This window comes from uncultured Merdimonas sp. (assembly GCF_963929015.1).
GTDB lineage: Bacteria > Bacillota > Clostridia > Lachnospirales > Lachnospiraceae > Merdimonas.
The window spans coordinates 16,322-33,931 of record NZ_CAWVHE010000013.1; the positions used below are offsets into that span (position 1 = coordinate 16,322).

General features: G+C 47.9%; 15 protein-coding genes and 1 tRNA gene. 14 read left to right on the plus strand and 2 right to left on the minus strand.

The genetic code is table 11. The features are described 5' to 3' along the window. Nucleotides 1-98 precede the first annotated feature (98 nt). The 4 genes from ABGT54_RS07100 (at nt 99) to ABGT54_RS07115 (ending at nt 4,544) form a co-directional block, all read left to right on the plus strand. Complete coding sequence (locus ABGT54_RS07100; RefSeq protein WP_346663454.1) at nt 99-956, plus strand: hypothetical protein; 858 nt, start codon at nt 99-101, stop codon at nt 954-956. An 18-nt stretch (nt 957-974) separates the two neighbouring features. Further along, nucleotides 975-2,408: a pyruvate kinase gene (pyk, locus tag ABGT54_RS07105; RefSeq protein WP_346663455.1), complete on the plus strand. Its 1,434-nt coding sequence runs from the start codon at nt 975-977 to the stop codon at nt 2,406-2,408. Nucleotides 2,409-2,544: 136 nt separating this feature from the next. Next, nucleotides 2,545-3,261, plus strand: coding sequence for a helix-turn-helix domain-containing protein (locus ABGT54_RS07110; RefSeq protein WP_346663456.1), 717 nt, complete (start codon nt 2,545-2,547; stop codon nt 3,259-3,261). Then, the gene (locus tag ABGT54_RS07115; RefSeq protein WP_346663457.1) at nt 3,258-4,544 is read left to right on the plus strand and encodes a diaminopimelate decarboxylase; all 1,287 of its coding nucleotides are present in this window, start codon (nt 3,258-3,260) and stop codon (nt 4,542-4,544) included. The genes ABGT54_RS07110 and ABGT54_RS07115 overlap by 4 nt, the downstream gene beginning before the upstream one ends. 50 nt (nt 4,545-4,594) lie before the next feature. On the opposite strand, the gene ABGT54_RS07120 is transcribed toward ABGT54_RS07115, so the two are convergent. Beyond that, nucleotides 4,595-4,677, minus strand: a tRNA-Leu gene (locus ABGT54_RS07120). A gap of 133 nt (nt 4,678-4,810) precedes the next feature. On the opposite strand from ABGT54_RS07120, the gene ABGT54_RS07125 reads away from it, so the two are divergent. The 8 genes from ABGT54_RS07125 to ABGT54_RS07160 all read left to right on the plus strand — a co-directional run bounded on the left by ABGT54_RS07125 (nt 4,811) and on the right by ABGT54_RS07160 (nt 13,708). After that, nucleotides 4,811-6,490, plus strand: a complete 1,680-nt coding sequence (locus tag ABGT54_RS07125) for a formate--tetrahydrofolate ligase (RefSeq protein WP_346663458.1) — start codon at nt 4,811-4,813, stop codon at nt 6,488-6,490. A gap of 49 nt (nt 6,491-6,539) precedes the next feature. Beyond that, nucleotides 6,540-7,166: a cyclodeaminase/cyclohydrolase family protein gene (locus ABGT54_RS07130; protein WP_346663459.1), complete on the plus strand. Its 627-nt coding sequence runs from the start codon at nt 6,540-6,542 to the stop codon at nt 7,164-7,166. A gap of 17 nt (nt 7,167-7,183) precedes the next feature. After that, nucleotides 7,184-8,041 carry a tetrahydrofolate dehydrogenase/cyclohydrolase catalytic domain-containing protein gene (locus ABGT54_RS07135; RefSeq protein WP_346663460.1) on the plus strand — a complete coding sequence of 286 codons (858 nt, stop codon included), beginning with the start codon at nt 7,184-7,186 and terminating at the stop codon, nt 8,039-8,041. A 12-nt stretch (nt 8,042-8,053) separates the two neighbouring features. Then, complete coding sequence (locus tag ABGT54_RS07140; protein WP_346663461.1) at nt 8,054-8,671, plus strand: formate/nitrite transporter family protein; 618 nt, start codon at nt 8,054-8,056, stop codon at nt 8,669-8,671. A 106-nt stretch (nt 8,672-8,777) separates the two neighbouring features. Beyond that, nucleotides 8,778-11,393 carry a DNA polymerase I gene (polA, locus tag ABGT54_RS07145; protein WP_346663462.1) on the plus strand — a complete coding sequence of 872 codons (2,616 nt, stop codon included), beginning with the start codon at nt 8,778-8,780 and terminating at the stop codon, nt 11,391-11,393. Between the two features lie 14 nt (nt 11,394-11,407). Beyond that, a complete protein-coding gene (gene coaE / locus ABGT54_RS07150) occupies nt 11,408-11,998 on the plus strand; it encodes a dephospho-CoA kinase (protein ID WP_346663463.1) in 591 nt (196 codons plus the stop codon). A 26-nt stretch (nt 11,999-12,024) separates the two neighbouring features. Beyond that, nucleotides 12,025-12,822 (plus strand): MBL fold metallo-hydrolase, encoded by a 798-nt coding sequence (locus ABGT54_RS07155; RefSeq protein ID WP_346663955.1) that lies wholly within the window; start codon nt 12,025-12,027, stop codon nt 12,820-12,822. 28 nt (nt 12,823-12,850) lie between these two features. Continuing rightward, complete coding sequence (locus ABGT54_RS07160; RefSeq protein ID WP_346663464.1) at nt 12,851-13,708, plus strand: DegV family protein; 858 nt, start codon at nt 12,851-12,853, stop codon at nt 13,706-13,708. A gap of 28 nt (nt 13,709-13,736) precedes the next feature. On the opposite strand, the gene ABGT54_RS07165 is transcribed toward ABGT54_RS07160, so the two are convergent. Next, on the minus strand, nt 13,737-15,020 hold the full coding sequence (locus tag ABGT54_RS07165) for a nucleotidyltransferase (RefSeq protein WP_346663465.1): 1,284 nt from the start codon (nt 15,018-15,020) through the stop codon (nt 13,737-13,739). 115 nt (nt 15,021-15,135) lie between these two features. Between ABGT54_RS07165 and mgtE the strand changes: the two genes are divergently transcribed. Together mgtE and pta are read left to right on the plus strand one after the other, a co-directional pair. Further along, nucleotides 15,136-16,485 carry a magnesium transporter gene (mgtE, locus tag ABGT54_RS07170; RefSeq protein ID WP_346663956.1) on the plus strand — a complete coding sequence of 450 codons (1,350 nt, stop codon included), beginning with the start codon at nt 15,136-15,138 and terminating at the stop codon, nt 16,483-16,485. Between the two features lie 118 nt (nt 16,486-16,603). Then, on the plus strand, nt 16,604-17,605 hold the full coding sequence (gene pta / locus ABGT54_RS07175; RefSeq protein WP_346663466.1) for a phosphate acetyltransferase: 1,002 nt from the start codon (nt 16,604-16,606) through the stop codon (nt 17,603-17,605). Nucleotides 17,606-17,610 lie beyond the last annotated feature (5 nt).

The window sequence follows — 17,610 nt, forward strand, 5'->3', positions numbered from 1 at the left end:
TGCTGTTAAACTTTCTTGGCAGAATTGACAAACGAGTGCTAAAAAGGTAGAATGACTACAAATGTGGTCATTGGAAAAATAAGGAGTTTTGTACAGAAATGAATCAATTATTGAATAAACTCGAGCGGAAACTTGGAAAATACTCCATCCATAATCTGATGAATTATCTGATCGGACTTTATGTGATCGGCTTTGTGATTTACACCGTAAATCCGCTTTTTTATATGCAATATTTAAGTCTGGATCCGGCGGCGATCCTCCGTGGACAGATCTGGAGGATCATTACGTTTGTGGCGCTTCCCCCTTCCGGCAGTGTATTGATGTGCGCGATCCTTCTGTATGTTTATTACATGCTGGGAAAACAACTGGAAGCGGCGCTTGGGACATTCCGCTTTAATCTGTTTATTTTTCAGGGGATCTTTCTTCATGTGATCGCAAGCCTTCTGCTGTATATTGTTACAGGCGGAACCTGGAGGATCGGCATGGATACGCAATATCTGATCCTGTCTATGTTTTTCCTTTTTGCATTTATGTTTCAGGACGCACAATTTCTTTTGTATTTTGCGATCCCCATTAAAGGGAAATGGATGGCCTGGATCGACGCGGCATATTTTGCCTATGCAATCGTCCAGTTTTTCCTGCCCGGCCAGGGATCCGCAAGTATGGCTCTTGCCGCTGCAGTTTCACTTCTGAATGTATGGCTGTTTTTCCTGTGGACCAGAAATGGCAGCCCGTATACCTATAAAGAGAGAAAACGAAAAAAAGAGTATCAGCAGAAGGTGCACAGAAGTTCCAGACCGCTGAATTATTATGAAAACGGAGCCAGACATAAGTGCGCGGTCTGTGGCAGAACAGAGCTGGATAATCCGAATCTGGAATTCCGCTACTGTTCGAAGTGCAACGGCAATTATGAATACTGTCAGGATCATCTGTTTACACATACACATGTAAAATAAGGAGGAGACGAGGAGAGCATGAAAAAAACAAAGATTATCTGTACCATGGGACCGGGAGTAAAAGATGAAGAAATGCTGCGTGAACTGATCCGGAGCGGCATGGATGTGGCAAGATACAATTTTTCACATGGCACCCATGAAGAACATAAAGCCCGGATGGACCTGTTAAAGAAGGTTCGTACAGAGGAGAAAAAGCCGGTTGCGATCCTTCTGGACACCAAGGGACCGGAGATCCGTACCGGTGTGCTGAAGGGTGGCGAAAAGATTACTTTGCAGGCCGGACAGACGTTCGTCCTGACTCCGGAAGAGATAGAAGGAGACGAGACGAAAGTGTCCATCAGTTACGAAGGTCTCGCAGACGATGTGCAGGTGGGAAGCCGGATCCTGGTCGATGACGGACTCATTGAACTTGCGGTCAGACACAAACAGGGTGCAGAGATCGTATGTACCGTGATAAATGGCGGGGAACTGGGCGAACGGAAAGGCGTCAATGTTCCCAACGTACCGGTCCGCCTTCCTGCGATCACTGAAAAAGATAAAGAGGACATCAAATTTGGCGTAGAGCAGAAGATCGACTTTATCGCGGCTTCCTTTGTACGCAATGCGGAATGTATCCTGGAGATCCGCGCATATCTGAAGGAACTGAAAGCTCCGTATATCCCGATCATTGCCAAGATTGAAAACGCGGAAGGTATAAAGAATATTGACGAGATCATCCGCTGCGCTGACGGGATAATGGTGGCAAGAGGAGATCTGGGCGTGGAGATCCCGGCAGAAAATGTTCCCTATCTGCAGAAAATGATCATCCAGAAATGTAATGATAATTACCGTCCTGTGATCACTGCAACACAAATGCTGGATTCTATGATCCGCAATCCAAGACCGACCAGAGCCGAAGTGACGGATGTTGCCACTGCAGTCTACGATGGAACAGACGCAGTGATGCTGTCCGGCGAGACTGCTTCCGGGAAATATCCGGTGGAGGCTTTGCAGATGATGGTACATATTGTGGAGAATACGGAAGAACATCTGGATTATGACCTGATCTTAAGAAAAGCAGAGGAACAGCGGATGAAGAGCACTTCCAGCGCTCTGTGCCATGCTACGGTAACAACTGCCCACAACCTGGGCGCAAAGTGCATCATCGCGCCTTCGGTTTCAGGCGCGACTGCCAGAGTCGTATCAAAGTTTAAGCCAAAGACAGAGATTATCGGTGTAACGCCCAATGAAGAGGTGATGCGTAGAATGCAGATCTACTGGGGGGTACGTCCGCTGAAATCCCTGGAATTTACAACAACAGAGGATGTGTGCAACGGAGCCATTGACCTGGCGCTTGCCAAACAGATCGTGGAGCCCGGCGATATCGTGGTTCTTACAGCAGGCATTCCGTCTCCTCATATTACCAGTCAAAAAGAAGGCGTGAGCAATATTATGCAGATCGCTGTGGTATAAACAGATGTCAGAGCGCAGACGACGGCGCTCTGACATTTGCTGTATCTGGAGGATTTTAAAGAAAAGAATTGACAGAAAGGAAAAGATGCCTTATAGTGTTCCTGTAGAGAACTACTATAAGGATGTTGGGCGCAATATGGAAAAAACAAATTTTATTGAACGGTTGATGGAATTCGGCCTGACCAGACAGGAGGCCGCGATCTACCAGAGTCTTCTGGGGGAAGGCAAGATGACCGGTTATGAAGTGGCCAAACAGACGGGAATCTCGCGATCAAATGCCTATAATTCTCTGGCAAGTATGACGGAAAAAGGCGCTGCGTGCCTGGTGGAAGAAGGAAACACCAGAAAATATGTGCCGGTTTCACTGGAAGAATTCTGTAAAAACAGGATCCGCCGGATGGAGGAGGCAAAGCGGTGGCTGGAAAGCCACGGGCCGGTTGAAAAACCGCATGTGGAAGGGTATATTACCATTGAAGGCGCACAGAATATTCTGGATAAGATCCGCAACATCCTCGGGAAAGTAGATCAGAGAGTCTACATCAGCTGTACCAGGAATTATCTGCTTTTGCTGGTGCGGGAGCTGGAAGAGTTAAGAAAATCCAAGAAAAAGGTGGTAATCATCACCGACCAGCCTGTCACATTTGCAGGAGCCAGAACTTATGTGGGAAAAAGCCGTGGTATGCAGATCGGCGTGATCGCAGATTCCAGATATGTTCTGACCGGCGAGTACGGGGAGGGAAGCATGAACACCTGTCTGTATTCCGGACAAAAAAATTTTGTGGAACTGTATAAGACAGCGCTTGCAAATGAAATCCGATTATTATCGATACAAGAGGAGCGAAATCAGGAATGAAAAAAGAAACATTTGTGACAAAACAGCAGCTGGATCGTATCATCCAGACCTATCCGACCCCTTTTCATCTTTATGATGAAAGAGGGATCCGTAAAAATATGAAAGCACTGAACGACGCATTTTCCTGGAATCCTGGATTCCGGGAGTATTTTGCGGTAAAGGCGACCCCGAATCCTTTTCTTATCCGTATCTTAAGAGAGTATGGATGTGGGTGTGACTGTTCTTCCATGACAGAACTGATGCTCTCTGATGCGATCGGGGCAAAAGGAGAAGATATTATGTTTTCTTCTAACGATACGCCGGCAGAGGAATTTGTCTATGCAGATCAGATGGGGGCGATCATTAATCTGGATGATTTTACGCACATTGACTATCTGGAAAAAGCCATCGGACACATTCCCAAAACAATCAGCTGTCGCTATAATCCGGGAGGATTGTTTAAAATCAGCAATGATATTATGGATAACCCCGGCGACGCAAAATACGGCATGACTACGGAACAGCTGTTTGAAGCATTCCGTATACTTAAGAGTAAAGGGGCGGAGGAGTTTGGGATCCACGCATTTCTGGCCAGCAACACAGTGACAAATGATTATTATCCCATGCTGGCAAAGATCCTCTTTGAAGTGGCGGTAAAACTCCAGAAAGAGACCGGCGCCCACATCCGGTTTATCAACCTGTCCGGAGGGATCGGAATCCCTTATACCCCGGATCAGGAGCCAAATGATATCCGGGCTATCGGAGACGGCGTCCGCAGAGTCTATGAAGAAGTACTGACGCCGGCTGGTATGGGAGACGTATCGATCTATACAGAACTCGGACGGTTTATGATGGGGCCCTACGGATGTCTGGTGACAAAAGCAATCCATCAGAAGCACACTTATAAGGAATATATTGGCGTGGATGCCTGCGCGGTTCATCTGATGCGTCCCGCGATGTATGGCGCGTACCATCACATTACAGTGGCAGGGAAAGAAGACTGTCTCTGTGACCATAAATATGACATTGTAGGTTCACTCTGTGAAAATAATGACAAATTTGCCATTGACCGGATGCTGCCGGAGATTCAGACCGGTGATCTTCTGATCATCCATGATACCGGCGCTCACGGATTTTCCATGGGATATAATTATAATGGAAAGTTAAAATCAGCAGAGCTTCTTCTGAAAGAAGACGGAAGTGTACAGATGATCCGAAGAGCAGAGACTCCGGCAGATTATTTTGCCACTTTTGACTGTTTTGAGATCGGAAAGACCCTGATCGGCAAAAATGTGAAAGACTGAGAAGAAAAAGCCCCCGAAAAACATTGAGTTTTCGAGGGCTTTTCAAAAAATGCGGATGGTGGGACTTGAACCCACACGAGATTGCTCCCGCAAGATTTTGAGTCTTGTGCGTCTGCCATTCCGCCACATCCGCATAGCGTTTACAGCAAAATTAATTATAATGGGAATTAACTTTCGTGTCAACAGCAAAATATATATTTAATTTCAGGCAAAAATAGAGTATACTTAGGTAGAAAATGAAAACTTTCAGAAAGGATGTGGAGGACATGGGTTTTAAAACAGATATCGAAATCGCACAGGAAGCAAAGATGAAGGTGGTCAACGACATCGCTGATACGCTGGGAATTCCGGATGAATATGTGGAGAATTACGGGAAGTATAAGGCGAAAATCGACTACCGTTTTTACAACGATTCTTTGAAAGACCGTCCGGACGCAAAAGTAGTCCTGGTGACGGCCATCAATCCGACGCCGGCAGGAGAGGGAAAGACTACCACTACCATCGGCGTGGCCGATGCCCTGAACAAAATCGGGAAAAAGACAATGGTGGCACTGCGCGAGCCGTCCCTTGGACCTGTATTTGGAGTAAAAGGCGGAGCGGCAGGAGGCGGCTATGCCCAGGTAGTTCCCATGGAGGATATCAATCTTCATTTTACCGGCGACATTCATGCCATCAGCGCAGCTAATAATCTGATCGCCGCCATGCTGGACAACCACATCCATCAGGGGAATGCCCTGGATATTGATACAAATAGAGTAACCTGGCGCCGGTGTGTGGATATGAATGACAGACAGCTCCGCAACATTGTAGATGGCCTGGGACCAAAAGCAGACGGTGTGACCAGACAGGACGGATTTGATATCACGGTGGCATCGGAGATTATGGCTGTTTTCTGTCTGGCCAGCGATGTGATCGACCTGAAGAACCGCGTAGCGCGCATCATTGTTGCTTATTCCAGAGACGGCCGTCCGGTTACGGCAGGCGACATCCATGCACAGGGCGCGGTCGCCGCGCTCTTAAAAGACGCGTTAAAGCCCAACCTGGTCCAGACACTGGAAGGAACGCCTGCCTTTGTGCATGGCGGTCCATTTGCCAACATTGCCCACGGATGCAACAGTGTGATCGCTACAAAGATGGGAATGAAGCTGGCGGACTATATGATCACAGAGGCAGGTTTCGGCGCGGATCTTGGCGCAGAGAAGTTCCTGGACATCAAGTGCAGAATGTCCGGTATCTGTCCGTCCGCTGTGATTATCGTGGCTACGATTAAAGCACTGAAATATAACGGCGGAGTTCCGAAAACCGATCTTGCAGAGGAAAATCTGGAGGCGCTGGAAAAGGGAATCCCCAACCTTCTTAAGCATGTAGAGAATATTACACAGGTATATAAACTGCCGGCAGTGGTGGCTATCAACCGGTTCCCAACGGACACAGAAGCGGAGATTGCTCTTGTACGCAACAAATGTCAGGAACTCGGCGTAAATGTGGCGTTGTCCGAAGTGTGGGCAAAAGGCGGAGACGGCGGCATTGAGCTTGCAAATGAAGTGGTACGCTTATGCCAGGAAGAAAGCCATATGGAATTCGCCTATGATACCGAAAGCAGCATCAAAGAAAAAATAGAAGCTATTGCGACAAAGATCTATGGCGCGGACGGTGTGGATTACCTGCCAAAAGCGGACAAAGAGATTAAGAATCTTGAAAACATAGGCCTTGGCAATCTTCCTATCTGTATGGCCAAGAATCAATATTCTCTGACAGACGATGCGAAAAAGCTGGGAAGACCTTCGGGATTCCGCATCACGATCCGGGATATCACAGCTTCTACAGGCGCCGGCTTTCTGGTAGCGCTTACCGGAGACATCATGAAGATGCCGGGACTTCCCAAAGTACCTGCTGCGGAAAAAATCGACGTGGATGAAAACGGCGTGATCTCAGGATTGTTTTAAGATTAAGAAAAGCTAAAATTTATAAAAAGATAAAGGAGACAACAGGACGATGATGCTGGATATGAAAACGACAGATTTCCTGAATGTTCTGTCCTCCAAAGAGCCAGTACCCGGCGGCGGCGGCGCAAGCGCTGCCGTCGGGGCTTTTGCGGCTGCTCTTGGAATGATGGTGGCCGCCCTGACAGAAGGAAAAAAGAAATATGCTTCTGTGGAAGCAGAGATCAAAGCATCCGGGAAGCGTCTGGAAGCCATCAAAGAACGACTGATCTTTCTTGCAGATGAAGACGCAGCTGCTTTTCTGCCACTTTCCCGGGCTTACGCTATGCCGGCGAAAACAGAAGGACAGCAAAAAGAACGGGATCAGGTGATGGAACAGGCGCTCTATGACGCCAGTATCGTACCGCTTCAGATTATGGAAACCGTAACCGAAGCCATGAAGGAACTGGTGATAATGGAAGAAAAAGGAAGTCGTCTCGCCGTCAGCGACGCCGGCGTCGGCATTCTGTTTGCACAGGCTGCGCTGGAGGGCGCTTCTTTAAATGTCCGGATCAATACAAAAATGATGAAGGACCGACAGACAGCAGAGGACTTAAATAGCCGGGCCGGCGCCCTGATCCGGGAAGGACACCGGATGAAAGAGCTTGTGTACCGGCAGGTTTTGCAGAAATTAGAATAGCAGGGGGACGTAACGGCATGAGTACAATCATGAAAGGCGCAGATGTGGCAAAGGCCATGAAAGAGACACTGATCCTGGAAACAGAAGAACTGAAAAAGCAGGGGATCCACCCCTGTCTTGCCATGATCCGTGTGGGTGCAAGAGGGGATGATCTTGCCTATGAAAGAGGCGCGAAAAAAAGAATGGCAATGATCGGCATCCAGTGCAGGACCATAGAACTTCCGGACGACATCGGCCAGGAAGCTTTTGAACAGGAATTCTGCAAGGCAAATGCAGACAGAAGCATCCACGGGATCCTTTTGTTCCGTCCGCTCCCGGCGCATTTAAGCGAAGAAAACGTCAGGCGGATCATCCATCCATACAAAGACGTGGATTGTATGAGCGCTGTAAATATTGCCAAAGTTTTTTCCGGGGATGAAACAGGCTTTGCACCCTGCACTGCGGAAGCTGTGGTCCGGATGCTGGAACACTATCAGATCGATCCGAAAGGGAAAAAGGTAACCGTCGTAGGACGCAGTATGGTGGCCGGAAAGCCGATTTCCATGCTGCTTCTGGATCGACATGGAACGGTTACCCTCTGCCATACAAAAACGGCGGACCTGAAAGAAGAGTGCAAAAAGGCACAGATCTTGATTGCCGCGGCCGGTAGAGCAAAAATGATCACCGAAGAAATGGCGGGAGAAGGAGCGGTCGTTGTAGATGTAGGGATCAATGTGGATCCGGACGGGCACTTATGCGGCGATGTGGATTTTGAACAGGTAAAAGAAAAAGCTTCTTATATCAGCCCGGTACCCGGCGGTGTTGGCAGCGTCACCACTTCTGTGCTGGCTTCGCATGTTATACGGGGCGCCCGTTATCTGCATACAGAAAACTAAGAGAAAAAAGAAATGGAGGATTTTATGAGAGAAAATTGCAGTATGTTTCTAAAAGCAGTGGCGGCGGGAATCGCCATTTCCATCGGCGGAGTGGTATATCTGTCTCTGGACAACAAGATTGCAGGAGCACTCCTCTTTACCGCCGGGCTCTATGCGATCGTGCTGAACGGTCTTTTCCTGTATACCGGTAAGATCGGATACCTGGTGACAGAAAAAGACAAAAAGTCCTATCTGGTACTCCTTTTGCTTACCTGGCTTGGCAACCTTACCGGTGCGATTCTTGCTGCAATCGCTGTTTCAGTTACCAGAATCGCGGGAATTGCAGATACAGCTGCAGGCCTTTGTGAGACCAAACTTTCAGACACTCCTTTCAGTGTGTTTTTTTTGGCTGTATTTTGTGGGATTTTGATGTATGTAGCGGTTGACGGATTTAAAGAAAAAGGAAATCCGCTGATCCTGTTCCTTGGCGTCAGCGTTTTTATCCTGTCCGGCTTTGAACATTGTGTGGCAAATATGTTCTATTTTTCTCTTGCAGGCGCCTGGTCGGTAAAGACATTGCTTTATCTTCTGATCATGACGCTTGGGAACAGTGTGGGAGGAATGTTGATTCCGGCGATCAAAAAGATCTGACAGTGTACGGTGAAAAGATCCTGTGCATTCGGAAGGTAAGGCTTTTAAAATTTTCTGATTTAGTGTATAGTAAGAGATAGTTGTAATTGAGAATGGAGAAACGTACATGAGCCGCAAAATTGTGCTGATAGACGGACACAGTATTTTGAACCGGGCATTTTACGGCCTTCCGGACCTGACAAATTCCGAAGGCCTCCACACCAATGCTGTTTACGGTTTCCTGACAATTTTATTTAAAATATTGGAAGAAGAAACGCCAGAGTATCTGACTGTGGCGTTTGATGTGCATGCACCCACCTTCCGCCACAAGATGTATGACCAGTACAAAGGGACCAGAAAGCCGATGGCAGAGGAGCTAAGGCAGCAAGTGCCGGTAATGAAAGAAGTCTTAAAAGCTATGGGGATTAAGATCATTGAATGTGCCGGCCTGGAAGCGGATGATCTGATCGGCACATTGTCTGTGCGCTGTGAAAAGGAGGGCATGGAGGTATCTGTGATCTCCGGGGACAGGGACCTTCTGCAGCTTGCTACAGATCATGTCAGGATCCGGATCCCCAAGACGAAACAGGGACGCACAGAAGTTGAAGACTATTACGCGGCAGACGTACAGGCCCGTTATCAGGTGACTCCCAAAGAATTTATCGACCTGAAAGCGCTGATGGGAGATGCTTCGGATAATATCCCCGGAGTGCCGGGGATTGGAGAAAAGACGGCCACGAAGATTATCACAGAATATCATTCTATCGAAAATGCTCACGAACATGCAGAAGAATTGAAACCACCAAGAGCGGCCAGCGCCATGAAGGAACACTGGGACCTGGCAGTCATGAGCAAAGAGCTTGCCACAATCCATGTCAATGCAAAGTTTCCGTATGAACTTGCAGAGGCAAAGCTGGAAAATATCTATACAGAAGAAGCATATAGCTGGTTCCAGAAATTACAGTTTAAAAATCTTCTTTCCCGGTTTGACGTAAAGTCTCCCTCAAACAAAATTGAGGATTGTTTTTATGAGATCAGAAGCCGAAAAGAAGCAGAGGCTGTTTTTGAAAAGGCCAGAGGGGCTGTATGTATCGGGGCGTGCATTTTTAAAGATGAAAAAGACGTACTTCCACTGTTTGCCGGACAGGCACAGATCGGAGGGATTGGGATCAGCTTCTCCAGAGAAGAGAGTTACTGCATCCATACAGGTCCGGATATCCAGATATCCTGGCTTCTGGAAAAACTTTCACAGGCTGCCGAAACGGCAAAAAGGTTTGCCATCTTTGACCTGAAATCTCAGCTTGATCATTTACAGATCCAAAAAACGGAGAATTGTTTTGATGTAACAGTGGCGGCTTACCTTCTGAATCCGCTAAAAAGTAATTATGATTACGAGGACGTGGCAAGAGAGCAGCTGGACCTTGTGATCGAAGAAAAATCCGAAACTCCCATTAAGGTCTGTTATGAAGCGTATACCGCATTTGCAGCTTCAGAGATTCTGTTTGAAAAATTACAGGATTCCGGAATGGCAGAACTTTTTACACGGATTGAGATGCCTCTGGTATTCTCCCTGTATCACATGGAAAAAAATGGCGTCCGCGTAAACGCAGAAGCCCTGAAAGAATACGGAGAACAACTGGCTGTTCATATAAAGATGCTGGAGCAGGAAATCTACGAAGATGCAGGGGAGCCTTTTAACATCAATTCTCCCAAACAGCTTGGCGTGATCTTATTTGAGAAGAAAAAGATCCCCGGTGGTAAGAAAACAAAGACGGGCTATTCCACTGCCGCAGAGGTTCTGGAAAAGCTGGCGCCTGAATATCCCATTGTGTCCAAAATCCTGGAATACCGGCAGTATGCGAAGTTAAAGTCCACTTATGCGGACGGACTGGCCGGCTACATCGGACCGGATGGCCGGATCCATGGTAAGTTTAATCAGACGATCACTGCCACCGGCCGGATCAGCAGCACTGAGCCAAACCTGCAGAACATTCCGGTCCGCACAGAGCTTGGCCGTATGATCCGCAAGGTATTTGTGCCGGAAGAGGGGTATGTGTTTGTGGATGCTGATTATTCGCAGATTGAGCTTCGCGTTCTGGCACATTGCTCCGGCGATGCTCATCTGATCGAAGCTTACCGGGAGGCCAGAGATATTCACAGGATCACTGCATCACAGGTGTTCCACACTCCGTTTGAAGAAGTGACTCCGCAGCAGAGACGCAATGCTAAGGCAGTGAATTTTGGCATTGTATACGGGATCAGTTCTTTCGGGCTTAGTCAGGACTTAAGTATTACCAGAAAAGAAGCCGCCCGCTATATTGAAGATTATTTCCACACATATCCGGGGATCAAAGCATTCCTGGACCGTCAGGTGCAGCATGCAAAGGAAGAAGGATATGTGACGACCCTGTTTGGCAGACGCCGCCCGGTTCCGGAACTTCGGTCCAGCAATTTTATGCAGCGTTCTTTCGGCGAACGAGTGGCCATGAACAGTCCCATCCAGGGTACGGCTGCGGATATTATGAAAATCGCGATGATTGGTGTAGACAAAAGACTTAGAGAAAAGAAGCTAAGATCCCGTCTTGTTCTTCAGGTACATGACGAGCTGCTAATCGAAGCAGAACTCTCAGAGGTTGAGGAGGTAAAAAAGATCCTCCGTGAAGAAATGGAACATGCGGCCTCGCTGGATGTGCCGCTTGAAATAGACATGCACACAGGTGACAACTGGTACGAAGCAAAATAAGAGGTGGAGAAGATATGAAGATCATAGGATTAACCGGAGGCGTGGGTTCCGGAAAAACACAGATTCTGGAATATTTGAATAATAAGTACGGGGCAACCATCTGTCAGACAGATGTTCTGGGAAAGAAACTCCAGAAAAAGGGCGGACAATGTTATGAAGAAATCGTCCGCTATTTTGGCAGTGAGATCCTGGATGAAAAAGGAGAACTGAACCGGGAAAAACTGGCAAACATTGTGTTCCAGAACGTGGAACAGCTGTCCGTGTTAAATGGGATCGTTCATCCGGCAGTCAAAGATGAGGTCCGCAGGATCATTGCAAAAGAAGAAAGAAAAAATACCAATCTTCTGATCGTTGAGTCGGCGATCCTGATAGAAGATCATTACGAAGAATTGTGCGATGAACTCTGGTATGTGTATGTAAAAGATGAGATCCGCAAGAAACGGCTTCTTTATTCCAGAGGATACGAACCGGGAAAAGTGGACAGCATTATTGCGGCGCAGCCGTCAAAAGAGATCTATATGCAGCACTGTGACCGGGTAATCGACAACAACGGAGTATTTGCAGAAACACAGATGCAGCTGGATCAGATCATTGCGGATTTATAAAAGATGGAAAGGCAGAAAGATAGATGATGAGATTATGCAGTATAGCCAGCGGAAGCAGCGGAAACTGTATTTATGTGGGGGATGAAGATACCCATCTTCTGGTGGATACCGGGATCAGCAAAAAGAGGATTGAGGAAGGACTACATAATCTGGGGATCAAAGGGGACGAACTGACCGGGATCCTGATCACCCATGAACATATTGATCATATCCAGGGGCTTGGTGTATTCAGCCGGAAATATGAGATTCCGGTATACGCGACACCGGGAACGATCGAAGGGATCCGCTCCATGAAAAGTCTGGGAAAGATCCCGGAAGGACTGCTCCACGAAGTGGAAGTGGACAGGGTCTTTTCCCTGGGAGACATGAAGATCAGCCCCTTTGCCATATCCCATGATGCCAGGCAGCCTTCCGGATACCGCATTGATAATGATAAAAAATCCGTAGCTGTGGCTACAGATCTTGGAATGTACGACGAATATACGGTAGAACATCTGAAAGGTCTAAGCGGCGTTGTGCTGGAGGCCAATCACGATATTCACATGCTGGAGGTGGGGCCTTACCCGTATGTACTGAAACGAAGGGTGATGGGAGATAAGGGACATTTATCTAATGAACTGTCCGGACGTCTGTTGTGCGATATCCTCCATGACGGACTTCAGCAGGTGATCCTGGGACATCTGAGCAAAGAAAATAATTATGCGGAACTGGCTTATGAAACCGTTAAACTGGAAGTCAGTTACGGAGACAATCCCTATAAAGGGGAGGACATCCCTATGATGGTGGCAAAAAGAGACCAGATGTCGGAAATTATTACTTTATAGTTATGGAAAGGATAGACAGGAAACATTTATGGAGAAAATAGCAATTGTTACAGACAGCAACAGTGGTATTACACAGAAAGAAGCTGAAAAACTCGGGATCCGCGTGGTTTCCATGCCGTTTTTTATCAATGACGAACTGTTTTACGAGGATATCACGCTTTCCCAGGATGAATTTTATCAGAGACTTGCGGAAGATGCAGATATTTCCACATCTATGCCGTCGCCGGCCGATGTGATGGAACTGTGGGAAGAATTATTACAGGAATATGACAGGATCGTCCACATCCCTATGTCCAGCGGACTTTCCGGAAGCTGTGAAACGGCCACGGCTCTGGCTGCAGAATTCGATGGAAAGGTTCTTGTGGTAGATAATCAGCGGATCTCTGTCACCCAGAGGCAGTCGGTTCTGGATGCTCTGGAGATGAGAGAGAAGGGTATGAGCGCAGAGGAGATTGTAACTGTGCTGATGCGGGAAAAGCTGGAAGCAAGTATTTATATTACCGTGGATACGCTGAAATATCTGAAAAAAGGCGGCCGGGTGACTCCTGCGGCAGCGGCGCTTGGCACAGTCCTGAACCTGAAGCCGGTTCTTACGATCCAGGGAGAAAAGCTGGATGCGTTTGCAAAGGTCAGAGGCTGGAAGGCAGCGAAGAAAACGATGCTGGACGCCATGGAAAAGGATCTGAAAACCCGTTTCGCGGGAAAAGAAGTACATCTGGAGATCGCCCATACCTGTACGGATGAAGAAGTGGCACAGTGGGAAAAGGAAGTGGCGGAGCGTTTTCCGGGCTATGAGATCCATACAGACCGCCTCTCCTTAAGCGTGGCATGCCACATTGGCTCCGGAGCCATGGCTGTGGCATGCAGTAAGAAGATTGAGATTTAAGAATGAAAGCAGATAATCCGGGGCTTTATCATACCCGGACTATCTGCTGACGATATTCACTTATAAACGGCATTTTGTATTTATTTGTGATAACACTTTCATAGAGATCTGCGGCAAAAATATCCTGACGCAGCATTTTGGCCGCTGTTTCCGAAAGTTCCTCTTCCGGCCTAAGCTTTGTTACAAGCGGAATAGAAGCGGTTCGTTTGATCCTGGCCATTAATTTAGCGCCGTCTTTCCGGAATCCCAGAACGCGGGCATACTGACATCCGCCCTGTTCTTTATACTCAGAAAGATCAGAAGCGCGGATTCCCAGGAGGATGTGGAGCATACACCGGCTGATCCGGGAATAAGTAAGCTCTCTGGTTTTCAAAAGATCACAGAACTGGTCAAACGTAATGAAATCACTGGCGTGGTTCATCATGCGGTTGGCCAGTTCTTCTGTCATGTCCATGTATTCTTTCAAAGATTCTCTTGTTTCCGTCAACAATTTATAGCGGAACAGCAAAGAAAAATCACCTGCATAGACCGGGTAGCGCAGCCTGTGTGTTTCCTCCAGGGTACGGATACAGGCAGGAGGCACCTGATTCTCCAGCCTGGTAAGTATTTCCGAAAGCTCCGGTTCATCATACCATTGATCAGAAGCAAGGTGAACGGAACTTCCCGCGTAAGCCAGAAGCCGTCGGATTGCTTTTGCAGAACTGTATCCTTCCTTTAATTCATTATCATGATAATCGGCCACCTTCCGGCGGATCGTATAGGCGCCGATGGAACTTTTCATCTGCCGCAGAGCCTTAATGTATTCGATGCCCAGGATGTTGTTGGGCTGTTCCAGAATCTCGTCCAGCGACGGATCCTTTAAATATTTTTTCAATGCTGTCTGCCTTGCCAGAGGGAAGGACATTCCGCTTTTCAAAGCTTCCCGGAGATACTGCCTGTATTCTTCCGGTTCGTCCGCGGTAATATGAGCAATCTTTTCCAGTAAATAATAATCCCCGCATTCGCTTCCAAAGCAAATGCTGTCGATACAGCCAAGACGGTTCAGCAGGGAAACCGCTCCGTAAGCAAAATATTCGGCGCTTCCGCAGGCATAGCAGACCGGCAGCTCCAGCACCAGAGGGACGCCTGCTTCCAGAGCGACCTCCGCCCTGAGATGTTTTGGCATGATCGCCGGAGCGCCTCTTTGCACATAGTTTCCGCTCATAACAACGATCGCCGCATCTGCGCCGGTGAGTTCTTTTGCCTTTTCTATATGATACAAATGCCCATTGTGAAACGGGTTATATTCTGTGATAAGTCCAACGATTTTCATAAGATTCTCCTGGTATTAGTATTGTATATCCTTTTAAAATTGATTATACTATAGAAAGGTCTGACTGGCAACGCTGCAGGAAGGGAGGTGCGTCATGAGCGAAAACGACGGCAAAATGCGGGAAAAATTAACGGAAGAACGGATCCTGGAACTGCTGGAAAACCGGCAGTATAAGGAACTGAAGGAAGAACTGGAAAACAACATGTATCCCGTAGACCTTGCGGAAATTCTGGAAGAATTTGACCAGAAACATATGGTTATGGTGTTCCGTCTCCTTGCAAAGGAAGAGGCCGCAGAGACATTTACTTACATGAACAGCGATATGCGGGAAGTACTGATCGGCGCCCTGACAGATTCCGAGCTGGAAGAAGTCATGGAAGAGATGTATCTGGACGATACTGTGGACGTACTGGAAGAATTGCCTGCAAATGTGGTGGATCGACTCCTCCTTGCCACTGATGAAGAAAAGAGAGCGCAGATCAATCAGCTTTTGCAGTATCCGGAGGATAGCGCGGGAAGCGTGATGAACGTGGATTACATCGCTGTCCGCAAGGAAATGACGGTGGCCGATGCGATTCTCAAGATCCGCCAGGTGGGACTGAATAAAGAGACCATCTATACCTGTTATGTAACAGAAAAGCGCAAGCTGATCGGATATGTGGACGTCAAAGAACTGCTGACAACCAGTGAGTCCAAGCCGATTGAAGAGATCATGGAGACGAATCTTCTGTATGCACATACTACGGACGATCAGGAGGATGTGGTCCGCACGATCACCAAGTACGGACTGATCGCGCTTCCCATTCTGGACCATGAGAATTGTATGGTGGGCATCGTTACCGTAGATGACGCTATGGATGTCATGCAGGAGGAAACAACCGAAGATATCAGCATCATGGCCGGTATGGCGCCTAACGAGGATTCGTATTTTGATACTACGATTCTGGAACATGTAAAAAGCAGGCTTCCCTGGCTGCTGTTTCTGATGCTTTCTGCCACCATTACACAGATGATCATGAACCATTATGAGGCAGCGCTGGCCGTCATGCCGCAGCTGGCAGGATTCATCCCCATGCTGACCGGTACCGGCGGAAATTGCGGTTCTCAGAGTTCCACGCTGGTGATCCGCGGGCTTGCCGTAGATGAGATCGAATTTGTGGACCTGGCAAAAGTCGTCTGGAAAGAGGTGCGGATCGCAGTCTGCATCAGTCTGGTGCTTGCAGTAGTCAATGGGATCCGGATCCTGGTGATGGGGCAGGGCGATGTACTGATGGCGCTTACCATCGGTCTTACAATGGCCTGCACAGTCATTATTGCAAAAGTAGTGGGATGTACGCTGCCGCTCTGTGCAAAAAAGGTGGGACTGGATCCGGCGATCATGGCCACGCCGCTGATCTCTACACTTGTGGACATCAGCACCATCAGTGTATATTTTGCTATTGTCAGTATGGTGTTTCATTTGTAAAACTTCTGATTTTTGTACCGAAAAATAGACATAAGTTTCCAATAAGAGACCTTGTTTGCAAGGTCTCTTTGTATTATAATTAATATATTGAGAATCTTAGGAAAGGAGTCTATTGAACATGGGATTCATAGATGAGATCAAAGCAAAAGCAAAAACATCCAAAAAGACGATCGTTCTTCCGGAAACAGAGGATATCCGGACTTACGAGGCGGCAGAGGCAGTTTTAAAAGAAGGAACTGCCAATCTGATCCTGATCGGGAGCGAAGAGGAGATTGCCAAAAATAAAGGGGATTTTGACATCAGCGGCGCTACGATCATTGATCCGGCAACCTGCGAAAAGACCGAAGCTTATATTGCCAAGCTGGTAGAGTTAAGACAGAAGAAGGGCATGACTGAGGAACAGGCAAGAGAACTTCTTCTGACAAACTACCTGTATTACGGCGTCATGATGGTAAAGATGAAAGACGCAGACGGCATGGTTTCCGGCGCCTGCCACTCCACAGCAGACACCTTAAGACCCTGCCTGCAGATCCTGAAGACAAAGCCTGGCACCAAACTGGTCAGCGCGTTCTTTGTGATCGTTGTACCGGATTGCGATATGGGAGCTGACGGAACCTTCGTATTTGCGGACTCTGGTCTGGAGCAGAATCCGGATCCGGAGAAGCTTGCGGCCATCGCTCTTTCTTCCGCAGATTCTTTCCGTCTGCTGACAGGAAAAGAGCCGGTTGTAGCTATGCTTTCCCACTCCACCAAGGGAAGCGCAAAACACCCGGATGTAGACAAAGTCGTAGAAGCGACCCGCATCGCAAAAGAAAATGCGCCGGAAGGCCTTCTGCTGGACGGGGAATTCCAGCTTGACGCGGCCATCGTACCGGAAGTAGGCGCATCCAAAGCACCGGGAAGCCCGGTTGCAGGAAAGGCAAATGTTCTGGTATTCCCGGACCTGGATGCCGGAAATATCGGATACAAACTGGCACAGAGACTGGCAAAAGCCGAAGCCTACGGACCTCTGACCCAGGGTATCGCAGCTCCGGTGAACGACTTGTCCCGCGGCTGCAGCGCAAAAGATATCGAAGGTGTGGTAGCAATTACAGCTGTACAGTGTATGGCAAATGATTAATATAA

Excerpts from the sequence above, each read along its gene's own strand:
- ABGT54_RS07135 (WP_346663460.1), top strand. The coding sequence starts at position 7,184 with ATGAGTACAATCATGAAAGGCGCAGATGTGGCAAAGGCCATGAAAGAG.
- ABGT54_RS07110 (WP_346663456.1), top strand. The coding sequence starts at position 2,545 with ATGGAAAAAACAAATTTTATTGAACGGTTGATGGAATTCGGCCTGACC.
- ABGT54_RS07155 (WP_346663955.1), top strand. The coding sequence starts at position 12,025 with ATGAGATTATGCAGTATAGCCAGCGGAAGCAGCGGAAACTGTATTTAT.
- ABGT54_RS07165 (WP_346663465.1), bottom strand. The coding sequence starts at position 15,020 with ATGAAAATCGTTGGACTTATCACAGAATATAACCCGTTTCACAATGGG.
- ABGT54_RS07130 (WP_346663459.1), top strand. The coding sequence starts at position 6,540 with ATGATGCTGGATATGAAAACGACAGATTTCCTGAATGTTCTGTCCTCC.
- ABGT54_RS07125 (WP_346663458.1), top strand. The coding sequence starts at position 4,811 with ATGGGTTTTAAAACAGATATCGAAATCGCACAGGAAGCAAAGATGAAG.
- pyk (WP_346663455.1), top strand. The coding sequence starts at position 975 with ATGAAAAAAACAAAGATTATCTGTACCATGGGACCGGGAGTAAAAGAT.
- ABGT54_RS07140 (WP_346663461.1), top strand. The coding sequence starts at position 8,054 with ATGGAGGATTTTATGAGAGAAAATTGCAGTATGTTTCTAAAAGCAGTG.
- polA (WP_346663462.1), top strand. The coding sequence starts at position 8,778 with ATGAGCCGCAAAATTGTGCTGATAGACGGACACAGTATTTTGAACCGG.
- mgtE (WP_346663956.1), top strand. The coding sequence starts at position 15,136 with ATGCGGGAAAAATTAACGGAAGAACGGATCCTGGAACTGCTGGAAAAC.
- ABGT54_RS07160 (WP_346663464.1), top strand. The coding sequence starts at position 12,851 with ATGGAGAAAATAGCAATTGTTACAGACAGCAACAGTGGTATTACACAG.
- ABGT54_RS07100 (WP_346663454.1), top strand. The coding sequence starts at position 99 with ATGAATCAATTATTGAATAAACTCGAGCGGAAACTTGGAAAATACTCC.
- ABGT54_RS07115 (WP_346663457.1), top strand. The coding sequence starts at position 3,258 with ATGAAAAAAGAAACATTTGTGACAAAACAGCAGCTGGATCGTATCATC.
- pta (WP_346663466.1), top strand. The coding sequence starts at position 16,604 with ATGGGATTCATAGATGAGATCAAAGCAAAAGCAAAAACATCCAAAAAG.
- coaE (WP_346663463.1), top strand. The coding sequence starts at position 11,408 with ATGAAGATCATAGGATTAACCGGAGGCGTGGGTTCCGGAAAAACACAG.